At 52.2% G+C, this 20392-nt stretch carries 9 protein-coding genes; 7 read left to right on the plus strand and 2 right to left on the minus strand.

Annotated elements, in window-relative coordinates; all coding sequences use genetic code 11:
• The first annotated feature begins 94 nt into the window (after positions 1–94).
• From AC2215_RS22435 to AC2215_RS22450, 4 genes are all read left to right on the plus strand, one after another.
• Positions 95–3865, plus strand: coding sequence for a two-partner secretion domain-containing protein (locus tag AC2215_RS22435; RefSeq protein ID WP_486812243.1), 3771 nt, complete (start codon positions 95–97; stop codon positions 3863–3865).
• A gap of 357 nt (positions 3866–4222) precedes the next feature.
• Positions 4223–6748 carry a CHAT domain-containing protein gene (locus tag AC2215_RS22440; RefSeq protein WP_486812244.1) on the plus strand — a complete coding sequence of 842 codons (2526 nt, stop codon included), beginning with the start codon at positions 4223–4225 and terminating at the stop codon, positions 6746–6748.
• Between the two features lie 845 nt (positions 6749–7593).
• Complete coding sequence (locus tag AC2215_RS22445) at positions 7594–8448, plus strand: DUF928 domain-containing protein (protein ID WP_486812245.1); 855 nt, start codon at positions 7594–7596, stop codon at positions 8446–8448.
• 313 nt (positions 8449–8761) lie between these two features.
• Positions 8762–12088, plus strand: a complete 3327-nt coding sequence (locus tag AC2215_RS22450) for a CHASE2 domain-containing protein (RefSeq protein WP_486812246.1) — start codon at positions 8762–8764, stop codon at positions 12086–12088.
• Positions 12089–12580: 492 nt separating this feature from the next.
• Here AC2215_RS22450 and pyrC read toward each other — a convergent pair whose 3' ends face one another.
• Entirely contained in the window at positions 12581–13621 is a 1041-nt protein-coding gene (gene pyrC, locus AC2215_RS22455; protein WP_486812247.1) for a dihydroorotase, read from the minus strand.
• Positions 13622–13971: 350 nt separating this feature from the next.
• Here pyrC and AC2215_RS22460 point away from each other — a divergent pair, with 350 nt between their 5' ends.
• Positions 13972–16395, plus strand: coding sequence for a CHAT domain-containing protein (locus AC2215_RS22460; RefSeq protein ID WP_486812248.1), 2424 nt, complete (start codon positions 13972–13974; stop codon positions 16393–16395).
• A 200-nt stretch (positions 16396–16595) separates the two neighbouring features.
• On the opposite strand, the gene AC2215_RS22465 is transcribed toward AC2215_RS22460, so the two are convergent.
• The gene (locus tag AC2215_RS22465; protein ID WP_486812249.1) at positions 16596–17792 is read right to left on the minus strand and encodes a DUF4351 domain-containing protein; all 1197 of its coding nucleotides are present in this window, start codon (positions 17790–17792) and stop codon (positions 16596–16598) included.
• 281 nt (positions 17793–18073) lie between these two features.
• Here AC2215_RS22465 and AC2215_RS22470 point away from each other — a divergent pair, with 281 nt between their 5' ends.
• A complete protein-coding gene (locus AC2215_RS22470) occupies positions 18074–18667 on the plus strand; it encodes a Uma2 family endonuclease (RefSeq protein WP_486812250.1) in 594 nt (197 codons plus the stop codon).
• Positions 18668–19096: 429 nt separating this feature from the next.
• Positions 19097–20197 (plus strand): 4-hydroxyphenylpyruvate dioxygenase, encoded by a 1101-nt coding sequence (hppD, locus tag AC2215_RS22475; RefSeq protein ID WP_486812251.1) that lies wholly within the window; start codon positions 19097–19099, stop codon positions 20195–20197.
• The last annotated feature ends 195 nt before the right edge of the window (positions 20198–20392 follow it).

The raw sequence follows: 20392 nt of genomic DNA on the forward strand, positions 1-20392 counted from the left end.
CGCGTTGTGCAAAGTCCAACTTTGAATACTGCAATCGCGCGGTGCCCGATCGAGATCGCAACTCGATTGCGGCGATCGTTACTACTTTTGGGATATGTCTATCGTAGATCTATGGTCGATCGCGATCGCGAGTTTGGCGATCGTGCCAGTTTCGGGTTTAAGTTCGTCGGTTTTCGCTCAGGTTCTGCCCGATAATAGCCTTGGGGTCGAAAGCTCGATCGTTACCCCCAATGTTCCCCTCGAGGGAGGAGTAACCGATCGCATCGACGGAGGTGCGATTCGCCAGAACAACCTCTTTCACTCCTTTCAAGAATTCAACGTCGGCAACGGCGGACAAGTTCATTTTGTCAACCCCATCGGGATTGAGAATATCCTGGGACGGGTGACGGGAAGTAATATCTCGGAAATTTTGGGAACCCTGGGGGTTCTCGGCGATGCCAACCTCTTTTTAGTCAATCCCAACGGCATTGTCTTTGGTCCGAACGCCCAACTCGATATCGGCGGGTCTTTTTTTGCCAGTACCCAGAACGGGTTGGTGTTTGAGAACGGTTATGAGTTTAGCGCCATCGACTCCGACGCGCCGCCGCTATTGACCCTTAATATTACCCCCGGTTTGCAATACGGGGCGAGTGCTTCCGCTACGATTTCCAATGCCGGAGCTTTATCCACCGGAGAAGACCTGACTCTGGTGGGTAGCAACTTAAACTTAACCGGTTCGTTGCAATCGGGCGGAAATTTAACCCTGCAAGCCACCAATACTCTAAATGCTACCGATAGCGCGACTCAACCCTTCGTAGCAGCGGCTGGAGGGCAACTGCGACTGAGCGGAGATCGACTCATACGCCTCGATATTTTAGACCGTCCCGAGAGCGGTTTAGTCTCCGGTGGCGATACCATTTTGCGATCGGCAAATCCGGTTTTGGGAGATGCGCGCTACACCACCGGCGGCAGTTTCCGCATCGAACAACTCGACGGCACGACGGGCAATTTATTGAGCGATGGCGACCCCATCGTGCTGGCAGTGGGTGACGTGCGCATCGGCGACTATTCCGGCGCATCTCTCCACGTGTTGGCCGGGGGTCGCGTCGAGTTGGGGAACGTGACCATCGACAGTACCGGCGCGACAGATACCACCATCAATAGCAGCAATACCACCCTGATTCCGGACACGACAACTCCCTACAGCGCCCTGAGTGCCGTTCCCCTCTCCAATGGCACGACCTTAGATATTAATGGCAACACTCAAGCCTCTTTGGACGTGCGGGCGGGCATCGATTGGACGCAATATCCTTTTACCGGAGTTCCACTCGTCGGAACCGATGTGCTGCCAGGAACTGTTCCCTTGTCTAGCCTCACCGACGGGGGCATCGAAGCCGGGGACATCGTTATCGCCGAACCGGGGGGTCTGGTCTTTTTGAGTAACCAATATCGACCCAATGCGGCTTTGGGTGGAGATATTGCTTTCAATTCCATTAATACTGCCAACCTCGATGGAGGCGGTTCTGTCATCATCGATTCTAGAGGGGGAACCACCCTCAGTCTCATCGATGTATCCGGCGGAGACAGCATCAACTTTGAATTCAGTGGGGATGGGGGCGATGTCACCTTGCTTGCCGATGGCGAGATATTTCTGCCTTTTCCTTCCTTCATCCTATCCTACGGGTTAGTGGGGGGTGAGATTACCCTGGCGAGTCAAACGGCGATCGTTCAAGAAAACGGACCTCCCGAAACCGATCCCTTTGACTTAAGTAATATTGAAAGCCTGACGGCAGGGGTTGCCACGGGGAGAGATGTGACGTTGAGCGCCCCTACTATCTCCCTCGGGGGGAACGTGCAGAATAATTTAGATCTTTTTGGAGAAGGACGCGGTGGCAATTTGACCGTCACCGCCAATTCCCTCGCAACCAACCAGGCGACTGTCGCGACGGCAACCTTTGGTTTCGGCGATGCGGGAAATATTACGATCGATGCCGAAACGATCGCCCTCAATGAATCCTTCGTAGGTAGCGCCGCTGCTAGCGACGTGGGGGGTAATGCCGGAAATACCGAGGTTCGCGCGAGTTCGATTTCGGTCACTGAAGGCGGTCAAATCTTTTCGCTCTCCCAGGGGATCGGCAATACCGGAAACGTCACTGTGGTAGCAAATTCGATCGAATTAACGGGAACCGATGCCCTCGGATCGCCCAGCGGGATTGGGAGTAGCGTCTTGTCCACAGGAATCGGCAATGGCGGCATTGTCAATATCCAAACCAATACTCTGTCCCTGCGAAATGGAGGGCTAATCAGCGCTAGTACAGAGGGCATGGGAGATGGCGGGGCGATCGCCATTCGAGCGGAAGAAATTACTATCGACGGTGGGGCATTGCTAACCGATGAATTCGGAGAGTTTGTGATTCCGAGCGCCATTGTCAGTGAAGTTGTTGGGGGAGAGGGTCGCGGTAACACGATTGAGATTACGACCCGTCAGCTCTCAGTTACCAATGGGGGGGTTATCAGCGCCAGTAGTAGTTTGGGTGGGGTTGGAGATGCCGGGGATATTACCATTACGGCCACTGAGTCGGTTTCTTTTGATGGGAATCCCGGCGAACCTTTCTTCCCTAGTGGAGCTTTCGTTGGAACGATCGAAGATGCTATCGGACAAGGTGGAACGCTGACAATCGTTACGCCATCTCTGTCGGTGACCAATGGCGCTCAATTGGAAGCGGTGACGGAAACCGGCAGCGATGCGGGCAACATTGATATTGATGCAAGGGATTCGGTCTTTATCTCTGGGGTGGAAACGGGCTTATTTTCCAATGCCGCTGAGGGGTCTACAGGCAATGGCGGTGCAATTGTTGTCAATACTTCGGATCTTACTCTGACGAACGCCGCTGAGGTGAGCACCCGCACGGAAGGAGAAGGCAATAGCGGTCAAGTGACGATCGATGCCGAGCGACTGTTGGTGGAAAATGATGCTCTCTTGGTGGCCGATTCTCCCGGTTCGGGAGATGCCGGGACGATTCTTTTGCGAGGCGATCGGTTGAGGGTTCGACAGGGCGGACAAATCACGGTCACCAGCGAAAATTCCGGCGCGGCTGGAAACTTAGAGATCGTTGTCCCAGAGATTCAGCTGGAACAGGGCATCCTCGGGGCAGAAACTGTAGAAGGCGATCGGGCAAATATTGTCCTCGATACCTCCGATCTTCAGTTGCGAGAGCAAAGCCTGATTACCACCAATGCCACTGGGACGGCAACGGGGGGCAATATCAACATCGATACCACCACCCTCGTCGCCTTAGAAAACAGCGATATTACGGCCAACGCCGAGGAAAGCTTTGGGGGACAGGTGACGATCGCCGCCCAAGGTATTTTCGGCACTGAGTTTCGCGATCGCCTCACCCCCGAAAGCGATATCACCGCCACCTCCGAACTGGGGGCAGAATTTAGCGGCACGGTGACGATTCTCACGCCTGATATCGATGCGGCAGCGGGTTTGGTGGAACTGAGCAGCAATACCACCGATCCGGCAGATCGAGTGGTTGCCGGTTGCGCGGCAGCCAGCGGCAGCTCCTTTACAGCCACCGGACGGGGCGGGTTACCCGAAGACCCCACAGCCACCATCCGAGGTCAGACCTTCTGGGAAGACGTACGGACAGTGGTTCCCCAAACCCCTGGGGAAATATCCGAAGTGCGATCGACTCCCATGCCAGCACTCGTCGCCGGAGAAACTTCAGGGGCGATCGTCGAAGCGACAAGTTGGATCGTTCGCGAAGATGGCATCGTCGAACTGGTAGCCGATCGATCTCACACTGGTGACGTGAGATCGAATCTGCACTGTCAAGATTTGCAAGCCCACCCAACGTCTACAACGAGGGATGGAAAGTGATTGGCGAGCTTCGCCCCCGAAGCCTTCCCTGCCCCTTTCGCCTTCAAACCCCCATCCCCATTCCGGATATCTAAATCTATGTCATCTGAGCATCGAAACCCCCACAGAGCATTTCCTTCCCATCTAGGAAACGTTTTGAAATATTTGAGGTGGGTATTTGAGTTCCGTGTCTTTCGGGTCCGCCGAAGATGCTCTACCCCATTGTGTCGAAGTGATTGCCGTCGGTCGTTTGGGTCGGTGGTTCTGGGATGGCGTCGCTCTTTACCCACCCCATGGCCTCGAGGGTGGAGAAAATGGGTCTCGTTTGTTGTCAGCTTCATCCTCGCACTACTTGTCGCTAGCGTTGCGATCCCGGCAATGGCGCGCCAACCGTTGCCCCTAGCCCCGTTGGAAGGAGAAATATCCGTCGAACCGATCGCCCAAAACCCGTCGCAACTGCTGCAACAAGGTAAAACCTTCTACGGGGCCGGTCAATTTGCCGACGCGGCGCGGGTGTGGGAGCAAGCCGTGCAAATCTATCGCGCCCAACAGCAAATCCAGTGGCAGGCGCAAACCCTCAATCACCTGTCCCTGGTTTATCGTCAGTTGGGAGAATTGACCCAGGCTAGAGATGCGATCGCCACCAGTCTAGAACTCATCGGGTCGATGGTCCAGAGCGAATCCAGTCGCGACGCACTTTTGGCACAGGCACTCAATAGCCGAGGGCGGTTGGAACTGACCCAAGGACAAACTGAAGCCGCTCTTGAAAGTTGGAAACAAGCCCAAGCCGCATACGATCGTGCCGATGACGCGACCGGTCGCCTCGGCAGCCAACTCGGTCAAGCCCAAGCCCTACAAACCTTGGGACAATACCGACGAGCGCGATCGCTTCTGGTGCAAATTAACGAGGAACTTCAATCTCAACCGGATACCCTTCTCAAAGCCAGCGGCTTGCGAAGTTTGGGTATTGCCTTGCAAACCATCGGGGATTCGATCGAATCCAAGCAAGTTCTCGAACAAAGTTGGGCGATTTCCGACGCACTCAACGCACCCGCCCAAACCAGCTCGACCCTGTTGAGTATCGGCAATATTGCCAAAGATGTCCGCAATTACGACGTTGCCCTTCGCTATTACCAAGAAGCCATCCGCCTCTCCCCCGATCCCCTAACGCAAGTTCAAGCCCAACTCAATCAATTGAGAGTCTGGGTGGAGTTGTGTCGGGCGACGGATGGACCCTGTTCGAGCGACGAAATTCCCGCCTTAGCCCGGGAGATTCAGTCTAAATTGAGGAATTTAGGACCGGGGCGAGGCTCTATCTACGCTCGGGTGAATTTTGCCAATAGCGCGATCGAGCTGAAAAAAGAAGGGATCGCGGTTGCCACGCCTTCAGAACTGGCTGCCGCTCTCGGACGAGCTCTCCGAGATGCGCGAGAATTGGGCGATCGCCGCGCCGAAGCCTACGCCCTCTCCTACTTAGCTAAACTCTACGACGAAAACGGACGAGCCACCGAAGCGAGTACCCTCACCGAACAAGCCCTGCAAATTTCTCAGAATATCGATGCGGCTGATATTACCGCGCGAGCTGCGGGTCAACTCGGTCGCCTCCTCAAGCAACAGGGCAAAATTCCCGAGGCCACCGCAGCCTATCAAAGTGCGTTTGATATCCTCCAAACCCTGCGAGGTGACTTAGTCGCCATCAATTCCGACGTCCAGTTCGAGTTCAAAGAAAGTGTCGAACCCATCTACCGGGAACTGGCCGGTCTTTTGTTGCAGCCGGGAGCCACCCAAGCCGATCTCAAACAGGCACGGGAAGTTTTGGAAGCGTTGCAATTGGTCGAACTCGATAACTTTTTCGGCGATTCCTGCCTCGAAACCCAAACCGTGGTTCTCGATCGCATCGATCCCGAAGCGGTCGTCATTTATCCGATGATTTTAAGCGATCGCCTCGAAACCGTCTGGTCTCTCCCCAACGGCACGTTCAACCACCATGCCACTTTCCTCACCGCATCGGAGGTAGAAGCGGTTCTCCAACAACTTTACTCCTCTCTGTACCCGGTGTATCCCCGAGACGATCGCTTGCGACTCTCCGAGCAAGTCTACGATTGGTTGGTTCGACCGGTCCAGGAGGATTTGGAACGCAACGGTATTAAAACTCTGGTCTTCGTTCCCGATGGGTTCTTGCGCAACTTACCGATGTCGGCACTCTACGACGGTCGGCAGTATCTCGTCGAAAAGTATAATGTGGCCGTGTCTCCGGGATTGCAACTCTTTCCCGAAGGACTCGGACAAGAGCGGGGAAAAGCATTGGCGGTGGGGTTAACGGAAGCTCGCCAAGGGTTTAATGCCTTGCCGGGGGTGAATGCAGAGATGCAAGAAATTGCCAAAGAGCTAGAATCGACGCGAATTCTCCTCGATCGAGAATTTACCCGAGATCGCTTTGAAACCACTCTCAATGCCCAATCCTTCCCGATCGTCCACATGGCCACCCACGGTCAGTTTAGCTCCAACCCCAACGAAACCTTTTTGCTAACTTGGAGCGATCGCATTGGCATTGGCGATTTCAATCGGATTTTTGAAAACAGCCGGTTTGGCATTTCCGATCCGATCGAATTGTTGGTGATGAGTGCCTGTCAGACGGCCACTGGCGATAACCGAGCGACCCTGGGACTGGCCGGATTTGCATTGCGATCGGGCGCCCGCAGTACCCTCGCCAGCTTGTGGTCTGTCAGCGATGTGGCAACTTCCAATTTGATGCGCGAGTTTTACGATCGCCTCGCCGATGGAGAGCGAACGGTAACCAAAGCTGAAGCACTCCGCCAAGCTCAACTGGCATTGCTGCGCGATCCCTTATACGAACATCCCTATTTTTGGGCGGCATTCGTATTAGTTGGAAACTGGTTGTAGTCGCAGATGGGGGACAAAGGGACAAGGGGACAAGGGGATAAGGGAGATAAGGGATAGGGGGAAGAGCGTTGCTACTGACTCATTGTCAATTGTCCATTATCGACTGGCACTGAATTAAGCCAAACTCAGTGTCTGCAACCCTTGATGCTCCGTACTCGTAAAGTCGAAACTCACTCTAAATTCAGTGCCATTCACCCATTGTCAATTGTCCATTGTCCATTTACTCTTCCTCGCTCCCGAAACCCCCGAATCTTGCAACAGTCCGAGCAAAAACTGATGTTAAAAAATTGGCGATCGCCCTTGCAAGAATCAACTTCAAAAATCCGCAATTCTACCCGCATAAAACCCATAAATTTTGAGTTTTCTCGATAAAACTCCGCGATCGGACTCACATCGATCGAGGATCTCACTCACCCTAACTCCGTATTTTTATCTCTAGAATATAATAGAGACCCTTACAAATTATTTATATTTCTGTCGCCTTGCACGACCTCAACTCAAGCCCAAAAAGGAGAAAGATTAAGAGTTATGAATGGTAACGAAGGCTCCGGTGTAACTTGATGCCAAGTTCGGCGATCGCAAAAAGGATGAATTCCCCCTTCCCTTTTTCCCGCAAGGTTTCAGGGTCGGGCTCGTTAAGTTGCACGGGGCGTTAAGACAGACTTATGTCGATATCGGTAAAGGTAATATCTATGATCCCTCACTCACAATTCTCCAAATCTCTTACAGCTTTATCGGTAACATTAACTGGAGCCGTTATTCTAGGTCCTGGATTCACTCTCCCCGCTCGGGCAAGTTCGACTTTTGATGGAGACTCAACTCGACTTAAAAACCCCTTAATTAGCGTGGAGTTTCAATCCTCCGGACAAGCCGCTCCGAGGTCGAGTCTTGGGGGCGGCGTACGAGGAAGCGTCCGGTTTGCGGCTCCCGGAAGTGCCGCACCTCGTAGCAGCGTATCGGGTGGCATACGCGGTGATGTGACCTTTGAAGCTCCCGGAAGTGCCGCACCTCGTAGCAGCGCATCGGGGGGGGTACGCGGTAACGTCGCCTTTGAAGCTCCCGGAAGTGCCGCACCTCGTAACAGTGCATCGGGGGGCGTGCGCGGTGATGTGACCTTTGAAGCTCCCGGAAGTGCCGCACCTCGTGACAGCGCATCGGGGGGCGTGCGCGGTGACGAGTCCGCGACCCTAACAGCACTGCTTCCCCCTACTCAGCACGGACAAACTCAATCGGCACGCCCGACATTTTACGTCTACGTACCGCCGACGGCTTCTACCGAGATCTTTTTCAGCATTCAAGATGAGAGCGGCCATCCTCTGTACCACACCGTGCTTGATATTTCTGGAGAAGGCGGTACCCTGGGGGTGAAGCTACCCGAGAGCGCCCCCGAACTCGAAGTGGGAACCAACTACTTGTGGGCGTTTGCCCCCATCGAACCCAACGGTATTCTCCGTCCGGATAACTTTAGCGTTGTCGGATGGGTACAGCGCATCGAAGTCTCTGTTTTCCCCGAAAATACCTCTAATCCCGTGGAACTGGCAACGGCTTACGGAGCCTCAGGTCTTTGGTACGATACCTTAGAAGTCTTAGCCAACGCCCAGCTCGAGCGTCCGGGAGATGAGACCTTCTCCAATGAGTGGAAAGATCTCTTAGAGCAAGTTGGGTTAGAATCCGTCGCAACTCAACCGATTGTGAAGTAACGACGCTCGACCATTTCACATCGAGGTTATCGGTTGAAATGGGTTTGAATTTGACGCAATCGTAGCGCAACAAATGCTTGAATCTGAGGTCGATCGCCATCGAAGCCTCATCGTCAGGAATACCAGCTCGATCGAGATCGAGACGTGTGACAACGCGCGATCGTCACATATCATCAGGGGCACAATTGTAAAAATTCGGACAAACTGGAATCGGAGCGATCGGTTGACAAGATTACCCAACGATCTATTCCGACTCCCAACATCCCCATACCGAAAACCCAAAATATAGCAAATTCTAAATTCAGCAACTCTGATGTGGCAAACCTTGAGACAGCACCTCAAGCCTTGGCGAAGTACTTTGATTATTGCACCGAGTATCGCCGGACTGGTGATTGCAGGAAGTGTCAGCGGTGCGTTTAGCTTACTCGAATGGGACGTTCTCGATCGCTTTTTTCTCCTACGTCCGACCGAACCCATCGACGATCGAATAGTCATCGTCACCATTGATGAAGACGACATCGAATACGTAAAACAATGGCCGATGAACGATCGGGTGATGGCGCAGTTGATTCGCAACATTCACACTCACAAACCCAGAGCCATTGGTCTCGATATCTATCGCGATTTAGCCGTCGAACCGGGACATGAGGAATTAGTGAAGGTGTTCGAGTCGACCCCGGAACTGATCGGCATCGAGAAAGTGGCCCCAGCGACTATCGCCCCACCGCCGGTTCTGGCAGAGTTAGGTCAAGTTGCCGCTAACGATTACTTGCTCGATTCCGATGGCAAAATCCGGCGAGGATTAGTGCTGGTGGGTTCTCGGGTCGGACTTGGGGTCCAACTGGCCATGATGTACCTCAAACCCGAAGGCATCGAACTCGAACTCCGCGACAAAGAGCGCAATATCTACGGCTTAGGTCAAGCGACCTTTACCCCCCTGACGAAAAACGATGGAGAGTACACCGACAAAGATATGGGGGGCTACCAAATTTTGGTTAACTATCGCGGTAGCACCGATAAATTCCCGACAATTTCGCTACAGGATGTCTTAGAGGATCGGATTCCCCCCGATTTGATGAACGATCGAGTCGTACTCATTGGTGCGGTAGCCCCCAGTCTCAACGACTCCTGGCAAACACCTCATCGTCGCTCCCTCTTCGGTTCGCTCGAACTGATGCCAGGGGTGACCATTCATGCAAATGTCATCAGCCAAGTGTTAAGTGCGGCCGTCGACGGACGAGTGATGTTGCGCGCCACCCCCAAACCTCTTAATTGGTCGTGGATTGTCGTTTGGTCGGGGTACAGTGCCGCATTAGGGGCGATTTCCCTGCGCCGTCGATGGGCGGGAGGGGCGATCGTTTTGGGAGGCATTGTCATTATTTCCACCTCCTATCTGGCGTTTCTCGGAGGTTGGATCGTGCCGGCGTTCACGCCCGGTTTGGCGCTGGTGGGGTCTGCCGTCGTCAGTATCGGCTACACCCTCTGGAACAACCTCCGACGGTCTTACCGACAACTGGCCGAATACGCCCAAACCCTAGAAGTCAAAAATGAGGAATTGAAACGCCTCGACGAACTCAAAGACGAGTTTCTCGCCAATACCTCCCACGAACTGCGTACCCCCCTCAACGGGACCATCGGCATTGTCGAATCCATGCTCGACGGGGCGACGGGACAACTGACCTCCCTACAGGAGAAAAATCTGTGGATGGTGGTTCAAAGTTCTCACCGCCTCTCGAACTTGGTCAACGATATCCTCGATTTTTCCAAACTCAAAAACCACGGTCTGGAATTGCAGCAGAAGTCGATCGATCTGTGGGGTATGGCGAATACAATTCTCGCTTTTAATCAGGTATTGGTGACTCGCAAGGACTTACAACTGGTCAACCAGATCTCGAAAAGCCTTTCCCCTGCTTATGCCGACGAGAATCGCTTGCAACAAATCCTCCACAATCTAGTGGGGAATGCCATTAAGTTTACTGACAGCGGTTCGGTGGAAGTGTCGGCAAAGACGATCGACGATCGGCAACTGGCGATTACCGTCTCCGATACGGGGGTTGGCATTCGGGAAGATCGCCTCGATCGCATCTTCGAGTCTTTCGAGCAAGGAGATGGTTCCACCGCTCGCCAATATGGGGGGACGGGATTGGGACTGGCGGTGACTCAGCAATTGGTGGAACTCCACGGGGGCAAACTTTGGGTGCACTCGGAAGTGGGGGTGGGGTCTCAGTTTACCTTTACCCTTCCCATCGCTGACGAACCGGCCGAAGAGATGTCGAGCGCGCCAACCACCATTCGCCGTCCGGTTCCCAACAACTCGACTGCACCGAATTCGCTCCCCTCGGCTGCGGTGGACTCTGAGGGGGCGATCGCCCCGGCACTCAGCAACGAAGCGGATGGCAACTTCCATATCTTAATCGTGGACGACGAACCGATTAACATTCAGGTGCTGCAAAATCACCTCAGCGTCCAGAACTATCGCGTTACCGAGGCTCTCAATGGGGCAGAAGCGCTAGCAGCACTAGAGAATGAAGAAAACTTCGATTTGGTGTTGCTCGACGTGATGATGCCCCAAATGTCGGGCTATGAAGTCTGCGCCAAAATTCGAGAAAAATATCCCCCTCAAGAGTTACCCATCGTCATGTTGACGGCGAAGAATCAAATCTCGGATTTGGTAACGGGTTTTCAATACGGGGCGAACGATTACCTCACCAAGCCTTTTGTCAAAGATGAGCTTCTCACCCGCATCAAAACTCACATTAAACTGGCGAATATTAGTAATGCTTACGGTCGTTTCGTCCCTCACGAGTACCTATATTTCCTGAGTCGGGAAAGTATTCTCGATGTTAAATTGGGCGACCACATCAGCAAAGAAATGGCGGTCATGTTTAGCGATATTCGCTCCTTTACTACCCTTGCTGAAAGTATGACTCCCCAGGAAAGCTTTAACTTTGTCAATGCCTACCTGCGGGAAGTGTCTCCCGAAATTCGCAAAAATCATGGTTTGGTGGTCAAATATCTCGGAGATGGGGTAATGGCGGTATTTCCCGATCGCGCCGACGATGCGGTGGCGGCTGGGATTGCCAAACTCAATAAAGTCCGCGAATACAATCAGCGACGGCTCAAATCCGGCTACCAACCAATTAAAATCGGCATCGGCATTCACATCGGAAACGTAATGGTTGGCATTGTGGGCGAATCGGGTCGGATGGAAGGGGATGCCCTCTCCGATAACGTGAATTTGACCGCTCGTTTGGAAGGGTTGACGAAGTTTTACGGCGTTTCTTTGTTGATTTCCGAACAGGTGGTGAACAAGATGCACGAGCCGGAAAAGTACCAATTGCGATTCCTCGATCGAGCGATTGTGAAAGGTCGCAGCGAACCGATTTCCGTCTACGAAGTCCTAGAGGGAGAAACGGAAGAAACCCGCAAATTAAAGTTAACAACCCAACGGGATTTCGAGCGCGGCGTGGAGTTTTATCGTCGAGGGGAATTGGAACCAGCTAAAGAGTTTTTCGATCGCGTCTTGCAGGTTAATTCTCTAGATAAAACCGCTCAGCTTTATCTAGAGCGAATCGAACGTTTGGAAAAGTTCGGGCTACCGGAACAGTGGAATGGCACTTGGCGATTTACGGAGAAGTAGTTCAATAATGAACAATGAACAATTACCTCTCCTTGAAAAAAAGAGGATTGATTCAAAGGAAAAATTTTTCTTTTTTCTCCTTAAAAGGAGAGGCTTTAAACCTTAATTCTTCGGTAAGCATTCAGCTTTTAGCGATCGGCTATAGCAGTCGCCATGTTGGTTATAGCGGTTATCACTCTAGTCAAGTACGCACGATCCCCCTAAATCCCCCTTAAAAAGGGGGACTTGAAGAGTGAAAGTGTACCTCACGCGCTTGAGAAAGGCTATAGGATACCAGAAATACTGACGTGCATTTTTTCCCTTCCTCCTCTGCCCCCTCTGCCCCTTCACCGATGTCCGCGCTTAATCTCAAGTTCGGATAATTCGTTACAATTAGGGGCAATTGCTAAACTTTGGTTCTAACTCTCTCCCCAAGCCCCCAAAGCCCCCGAAGCCCCCGAAGCCCCCGAAGCTCGCTCAAACCGGAATTGTAAGTGTTTAATCGAACTCGATCTAACATGGCGATCGCGTCATTTGCCAGGTGATGTTTTCACCGGCGCGTAACGGCACGAGTCCAGCATCGGTAAATGGCACTTCATCGGGAATCCGCCACGTTGTTTTGGTTAAAGTAATCTGACCCGTATTGCGCGGCAGTTGATAAAAGTCGGGACCGTGAAAGCTAGCGAATGCTTCGAGTTTATCGATCGCATCCACACTCTCAAACGCTTCCGCATACAACTCCAGCGCGTGCAAAGCCGAATAGCACCCCGCACAACCGCAGGAGGTTTCTTTGCGATCGCGGGTATGGGGCGCACTATCCGTCCCGAGAAAAAACTTCGGATTGCCAGATGTCGCCGCTTGCAAGAGTGCTTGGCGATGCACCTCCCGCTTCAAAATAGGCAGGCAATAAAAATGGGGACGAATCCCCCCTTGGAAGATACTATTACGATTGAGTAAAAGATGTTGTGGCGTAATTGTTGCGGCGATGTTGTCCGCAGACAGAACAAACTTCACTGCGTCTGACGTGGTAATGTGCTCGAGTACGACTCGCAGCTTGGGAAATCGCGCTCGCAGCGGAATCAAATATTGTTCGATAAACACCTTCTCGCGATCGAACACATCAACGGTTTTATCGGTCACCTCTCCGTGCAGCAATAACGGCAAATCCACCTCCTGCATCGCCGCAAAAACGCGATCGCACTTCCGAATGTCCGTCACGCCAAAGTCCGAATTCGTCGTCGCACCTGCCGGATAATACTTGACGGCTTTCACAAACTCCGATGCCTTAGCGGCGATAATGTCTTCCGGGCTGGTGTTATCGGTGAGGTAAAGCGTCATCAGTGGCTCAAACTGCTGGCCGGTGGGAATGGCAGCCAGAATGCGATCGCGATAAGCCGCCGCATCGGCAACCGAACGGACTGGAGGCTTCAAATTCGGCATGACGATCGCACGGGCAAACTGACGGACGGTATGGGGGAGAACCGCTTTGAGGGCTGCACCGTCCCGTAGATGTAGATGCCAATCGTCGGGTTGGGTGAGGGTAAGATTTTCCATCCGCTAATTATAGAGCAACCCAGAGGAGGCTGTAGGGGCAAAGCATTTGAGCGATAAATTCTGGGGAAAACTGCCATGAAAAATCTAAATGCTATAGCCCTCACGCATGGCGCGCGCTAACGCCCTCCTCGGAGGTAGGGGAGGCAAAACACTGTTTCGTTCAACCTAAAGGAGCGATCGCATTTGGGACATCATCCATCATTTCGATCGAACCGAGAAAACTGCATAAGTTCTCCATTGCCAGACATACGTATCGATCGATTGTGCCAACTCGGTTTCTGTGAAAATCGATCGCATATATCGTACTTCTTCTCCCCCCGCTTCCCCAGCTGCCCCAGCTCTCTTCCCTCATGCCTCTCAACTCCTCCAAATTCCTACTTCTCCTTGCCACACCGCTGATACTCGGTAGCCCCACAACCCTTGCGACTGAAAGCATTTCTCCCATGGCTAATCCTCCCGTACTTGCGCAAACGACGGAGGAACGAAGAGCAGAGGCAAAGCGCCTTTTAGAGCAAGCCTATCAACAGTATCAGGCGAGTCAATTTCAAGCAGCAATCCAGTCATTGGAACAAGCACTGGCAATCTTCCGGGAAATTGGCAATCTAGCGGGGGAAGCTTCTTCCCTCAATAATTTGGGTATTGTTTACGGTTTTCTGGGGCAATACGAATCGGCGATCGAGTTTCACGAGCAATCTTTAGCCATCTTCCGGGAAATCGGTAATGTCGTGGAGGAAGCGAACGCCCTCAATAATTTGGGTATTGTTTACCATTCCCTGGGGCAATACGAACGATCGCTCGATTTTTACGAGCAATCTTTAGCCATCTTCCGGGAAATTGGCGATGTGTCAGGGGAAGCGGACTCCCTGGTCAGTTTGGGTATTGTTTACCATTCCCTGGGGCAATACGAGAGGGCGCTCGAGTTTGACGAGCAATCTTTAGCCATCTTCCGGGAAATTGGTGATGTGGCCGGAGTTGCCAAATCCCTGATGGCTTTGGGTAATGCTTACCGTTCCCTGGAGCAATACGAGAGAGCCATCGATTTTTACGAGCAATCTTTAGTTCTGTCTCGGGAAATTGGTGATGTAGCAGGGGAAGCGAACGCCCAGGGCAATTTGGGTAATGCTTACTTTTCCCTGGGTCAAGATGAGAAGGCAATCGAGTTTTACGAGCAATCTTTAGCCATCTCTCGGGAGATTAGTAATGTCGTGGAGGAAGCGAGCGCCCTGGTCAATGTGGGTTCTGCTTACTTTTCCCTGGGCCAAGACGAGAAGGCAATCGCGTTTTACGAGCAGTCTTTAGCCATCTTCCGGGAAATTGATGATGTGGCTGGAGTGGCCACCTCCCTCAGCAATTTGGGTCTTGCATTTCTGCTAACCGAGAACTTTGCTGCAGCGGAACAAAACCTATTCGCAGCCATTGAACTTTGGGAAAGCCTCCGAACCAATTTGACAAACGACGAAGATAAAATCTCCATCTTTGAAACCCAAACAGCCTCCTATCGCCTCTTGCAACGCACCCTCATCGCCCAAAACAAAACCGAAACCGCCCTGGAAATCTCCGAACGGGGACGCACCCGCGCTTTCGTCGAACTGATGGCACAACGCTCCCACGGTGACACTGCTGAAGCATTCGTTCCCCCCGCACCGCCTAACTTCGCCGACATTCAACAAGTCGCCCGCACTCAAAATACGACCCTGGTCGAATATTCTGTCGTTTCTGATGAATCTCTCTATATCTGGGTCGTTCAACCCACGGGAGATATTGCCTTCCGCCAAGTGGACTTAGACTCCCTCGATACTCCCCTCGCCCAACTCGTCACCCAGTCTCGCGCCACCATCGGAGTCCGCAATCCCGCCATTGTTGCCACCTACCCATCCCCAGAAGAAACCGCCGCACGGCAAACCCGCCATTTGCAACAACTCCACCAACTCCTCATCGAACCCATCGCCGACTTACTCCCCGCCAACCCAGAATCTCCCGTTGTCTTCATCCCTCACAGTTCCCTGTTCCTGGTTCCCTTCCCCGCCCTCATCAACGCCGACGGCGAGTACCTGATCCAAAACCACACTATCTTGACTGCACCGTCGGTTCAGGTGTTGGAACTGACGGGGAGACGGGGGGACGGGGGGACGGGGAGACGGGGAGAGGTGTTAGTCGTGGGGAATCCGACGATGCCAAGTATTTGGAATCCCGAGACAGAGGAAACCCAGCCCCTCTCGAACCTGCCCGGTGCCCAATCCGAAGCGGTTGCCATTGCGGAACTCTTCGATACCCAACCCCTCCTCGGGGACAATGCCACGGAAACTTCCATCACCGAACGAATGTCCACCGCCCAAATTATCCACCTGGCCACCCACGGACTCCTCGACTACGGCATCCCGGAAGAAACGGGGGTACGAGACTTTCCGGGGGCAATTGCTCTCGCTCAAGGCAACGGCGAAGATGGCTTGCTCACTTCTGCCGAACTCCTGGAAATGAACCTGAATGCAGAACTGGTGGTGCTGAGTGCTTGCGATACCGGGCGGGGCAAACTCAGCAGCGATGGGGTCATCGGCTTATCTCGCGCCCTGATTGGGGCTGGGGTCGAAAGCGTGATGGTCTCCCTGTGGGCGGTTCCCGATGCCCCAACTGCCGATTTGATGGTGGAGTTTTACCAACAGTGGCAAGCGACGGGGAATAAAGCCCAAGCCTTACGCCAAGCGATGCTGACGACGATCGAAACTCATCCGGAACCTCGAAATTGGGCGGCGTTTACCCTGATGGGTCAGCTGTGACTGATGTGCAGTGAAAGTCGGATAAGCGAATGTGCAGTTAAGTTGGGTATACGATCGACTTGTTTGAGAGCGAGCAATCCCTCTCCCCGTCCCCCCGTCCCCCCGTCTCCCCCTCAGACCACATATACAATTAAAATGCGTGACAGCTTACATCGGTCGTTTTTGGAGAACGAAGATTCTGCCATCGCGCCGAACGATCGCTAATTATCGGAACTCGATATTAAACTCCGTTCGCTCTTCTTGTCAGCGGTTAACCAATCCATTAAGCGATCGGAACTTTCAATTTCAAAGATGGCTTTTCCCAAATGTTCGAGTTGGTCGATCGGTAAGTTTTGAATTTGCTCTTCAATGGATGGATCGAGGTTCCCAAATCGATATTGAATTTGACTGATGAGCAACCGTTCTAAGCCCTGACGAAATCCCGCTTGAAACAGCCATTTTTCTAAATCCGTTTCACTTTCAAAATCTAATAAAGCTTCGCTGAGAACTTCTAATTGCTCTAAAGATAAATCGCGAACTTGTTTTTCAATATTAGGACTGAGGGAACTAAAACGATGCTTGAGCTGTCGAAGAACCGTTACCATAATCCCCAAGCCGATACCTTGCTCGATACCGCGTTCGATTCCCTGCTGAATTCCTCGATCGATACCCTGTTCGATCCCTTTTTCCATCCAACTCGTGACAATATCCATAATCCCCTCCCGTTCTAGCAATTGCATTCGATCGAGTTCTGAGTCAAAGATTTGCTCTTCAATGGCATTTAACGGTAAATAAGTATCAATAAATCCTGAAATAAGATGGGTGCGATCGAGATCTAAATCCAATAACGCCAGCTGGCGCAAACATTCGGCTTTTACCCTCGGGCGTTCCTCGATTGTCATCTGCATTTTCGCCATCAATGCCGCCGCGACGGGATTTTGCTGTTGGCGAAATTCTTGCCAGTGCAACCGAGGTAAAGAAATCGAGACAAAGCTGAACTCCAACACTTGGCGATCGGGAAACGTCACTCGATATCCGTTGGTTTCCCCAACTCTATCGCCCTCATCTAAAAATACGACAATTGGGTAAATTGGGATAGAGTAGTGTCGATCGAGTTCGACGACATCGTGTAACATCCGCCTCGCCAAACCGGTGCGATCGCCCGGGCGATGTTCGATCCGAATGAGGACGCAAGCCGGGCGATCTCGAAATTGGACTCGCGCGATAAAATCCGTTTCCTCGACTTCGGTGACACGGGGACGACGGAACTCCTCCGGTTCGACAAATACCACCGACTCGCGATCGATCTCCCTCGCTAAGTGGGGTAAGAACAAGGCGATAAAGTCCCAAAAAAAAGTAGATAGCAACTCATTAAATAAGCGATCGACCGCGATCGCTCGTTCCTGACGTTGATTCAATCGATCTCTCCTTAGAGGCGGATATTCAACCCCATCTGCAGGTCGCCTGAGTTTGCCAGCCAAACTTGCAGGTGCGTAAGCTAACACTCAAGCATAGCATCGACCGTTGTAGTTCCAGCGGTAGCGAAGATTGCATTTTCTCACTCTTGTCTGACTCGGAACACTCGGCAAAGTCCGTTCGTTGACACTCCCCGAATGTCGCGATCGCATCGAAAAAGAGGTTGAAACTATTTTGACAATTCGATCGATACAATAACAATATCGAAATCGCCTCCCATCCCATGATTGCAACGCCCTCTGGATTTAGCCCTCAAGATTACCTAATTCTCGAAGAAGAAAATACCATCCGGCACGAATACCGATATGGTTCGGTGTACGCTATGGCAGGGGGTAGTGATGACCACGACGAACTCTCCCTCAATCTCATCGAACTTTTGCGCCAGAAACTTCGAGATCGCAGTTGTTCGGTACGATCGGGAAATGTCAAAGTCAGCTACGCCGATGCATTTTTCTACTATCCCGATGCGTTTGTTACCTGCGATCCGCGAGATCGAGCCGATCGCTACGTAAAGCGCTATCCTAAATTCATCGCCGAAGTCTTATCTCCTTCTACCGAAAAATTCGATTCTCTTTCAGAGACGCTACGCGAACGGGGCGAAAAGTTTTCCGATTACCAACAGCTTGAATCCTTGGAAGAATACGTTCTCATTGCCCAGGATGCGATGCGGGTGGAGTGTCGTCGTCGGGTGCGTGATGAGGGTGGAGAGCGTTGGGAAACCGAAATTTATGAGAAAGGCGATCGCATTGTATTTTCCAGCATCGAACTCGAAGTGGCGATCGAAGAATTATATCGCGGTATGAGTTGGGGAACTTAACTATCCATAACCGTCAATTTACCCAAAGATAGATGTCTGTTCGTTTTTTTGGGGATAGATTTGCTAGGATACGTGACATACTCCAGATGCTTAGCTTTGCTAGAGTTCTGGCTTCTTACCAACTCCACCCAACGGTTCGGATACTCGGTAAGCTTTAGTAACGATACGGGATGCCCCTCCGCACCGGTTCTTTCCTTTTAATTTGCTTGAGTTAACAGGCGGCAGTTAGCACTTAGTTTGGTTTTACCTGCTGTAACTATTATACGTGACCGGCTATTACCACGCGACGCTCACTTGTCGGACGGCACAATTCAAGATTGCTTACGGTCAGCACAAGTGCGCGAGGCGGAGTATCGCAGAGGGTTCTGACAGGATACCTAACGGTTTGCCAACCCACTCACCGAGGTTTGCCAACAATGAGGACGCTTCATGGGTGACTTTTGCCCCATCCAAGGATTCGACCATCTGGAATTGTACGTCGGCAATGCCAGACAAGCTGCACTCTTTTACGCTAAGGGATTGGGCTTTACCCAGACCGCCTACCGAGGGCTGAAAACCGGCGATCGCAAAGTCGCTTCCTACGTCATGGAACAAGGGAAAATTCGTCTGGTGTTGAGTACCGCCTTGAGTCCGGAACATCCCATTTCCCGCAGCGTCCTCCAACACGGAGATGCGATCGCCACCATCGCCTTGAGAGTTCCCGACGTGGTACGCGCCTACCGAGAAACCACCGCCAGAGGCGCTGTGGGGGCGATTCCACCGACGGAAGAAGAGGACGCGGGGGGTATCCTTCGTTACGCCGCCATCCGCATTTACGGCGATACCCAAATCAAATTTATCGATCGCCGCGATTATACCGGCATGTTTGCCCCCGGTTTCGAGGCAACCCATTCTTCACCTCATCTTCCTCCCCATCCCGGTATGGGATTGCACGCGATCGACCATATCGTAGGGAATGTCGAACGCGGCACGATGGATCGCTGGATGCAGTTTTTCGCCGAAACCCTGGGATTCGAGCTGTTAGCGCATTTTGACGATCGAATCGTCTCGACGGCATACTCGGCACTGATGTCGAAAGTGATGGTCGATGGTACGGGTCGAATTAAGCTGCCAGTGAACGAACCCGCACCGGGCAAACGCCGATCGCAAATTGAAGAGTATCTCACCTACAACGGCGGCCCCGGCGTGCAACACGTTGCTTTTGCCACCCATAACATCATCGAAACGGTTTCTCAACTCCAAGCCTCGGGAATTGAATTCTTGAGTGTTCCTCGATCGTATTACCAGGATTTGGAGTCGCGGGTGGGAAGCCTGGATGTTCCCATCGAGAAGCTGGCTGAGTTGGGGATTTTAGTCGATCGCGATCGAGAGGGATACTTATTCCAAATTTTTACCCAACCGATCGTCGATCGACCGACGCTGTTTTTTGAAGTCATCGAACGCCACGGTTCCCAGGGGTTTGGGGAAGGGAATTTCAAAGCGTTGTTTGAATCGATCGAACGGGAACAAGCTTTGAGAGGGAATTTATAAGTTGGGTGGGGAATGGGGAACAGGGAATGAGGAACGGGGAATAGAAAATAGAATTTAGGTCAACCTCACAACTCCGATAATGACTATAAATAAAATTGTATAAAAATATCTTTTTATCTCACTACATTTAGTAAGGGTACGGATAATCCTATCGTCACCAAAATACTTTTGCCAAAGCCCTTCGGTGAATTAATA

The sequence above is a fragment of the Zarconia sp. genome, from assembly GCF_057467645.1.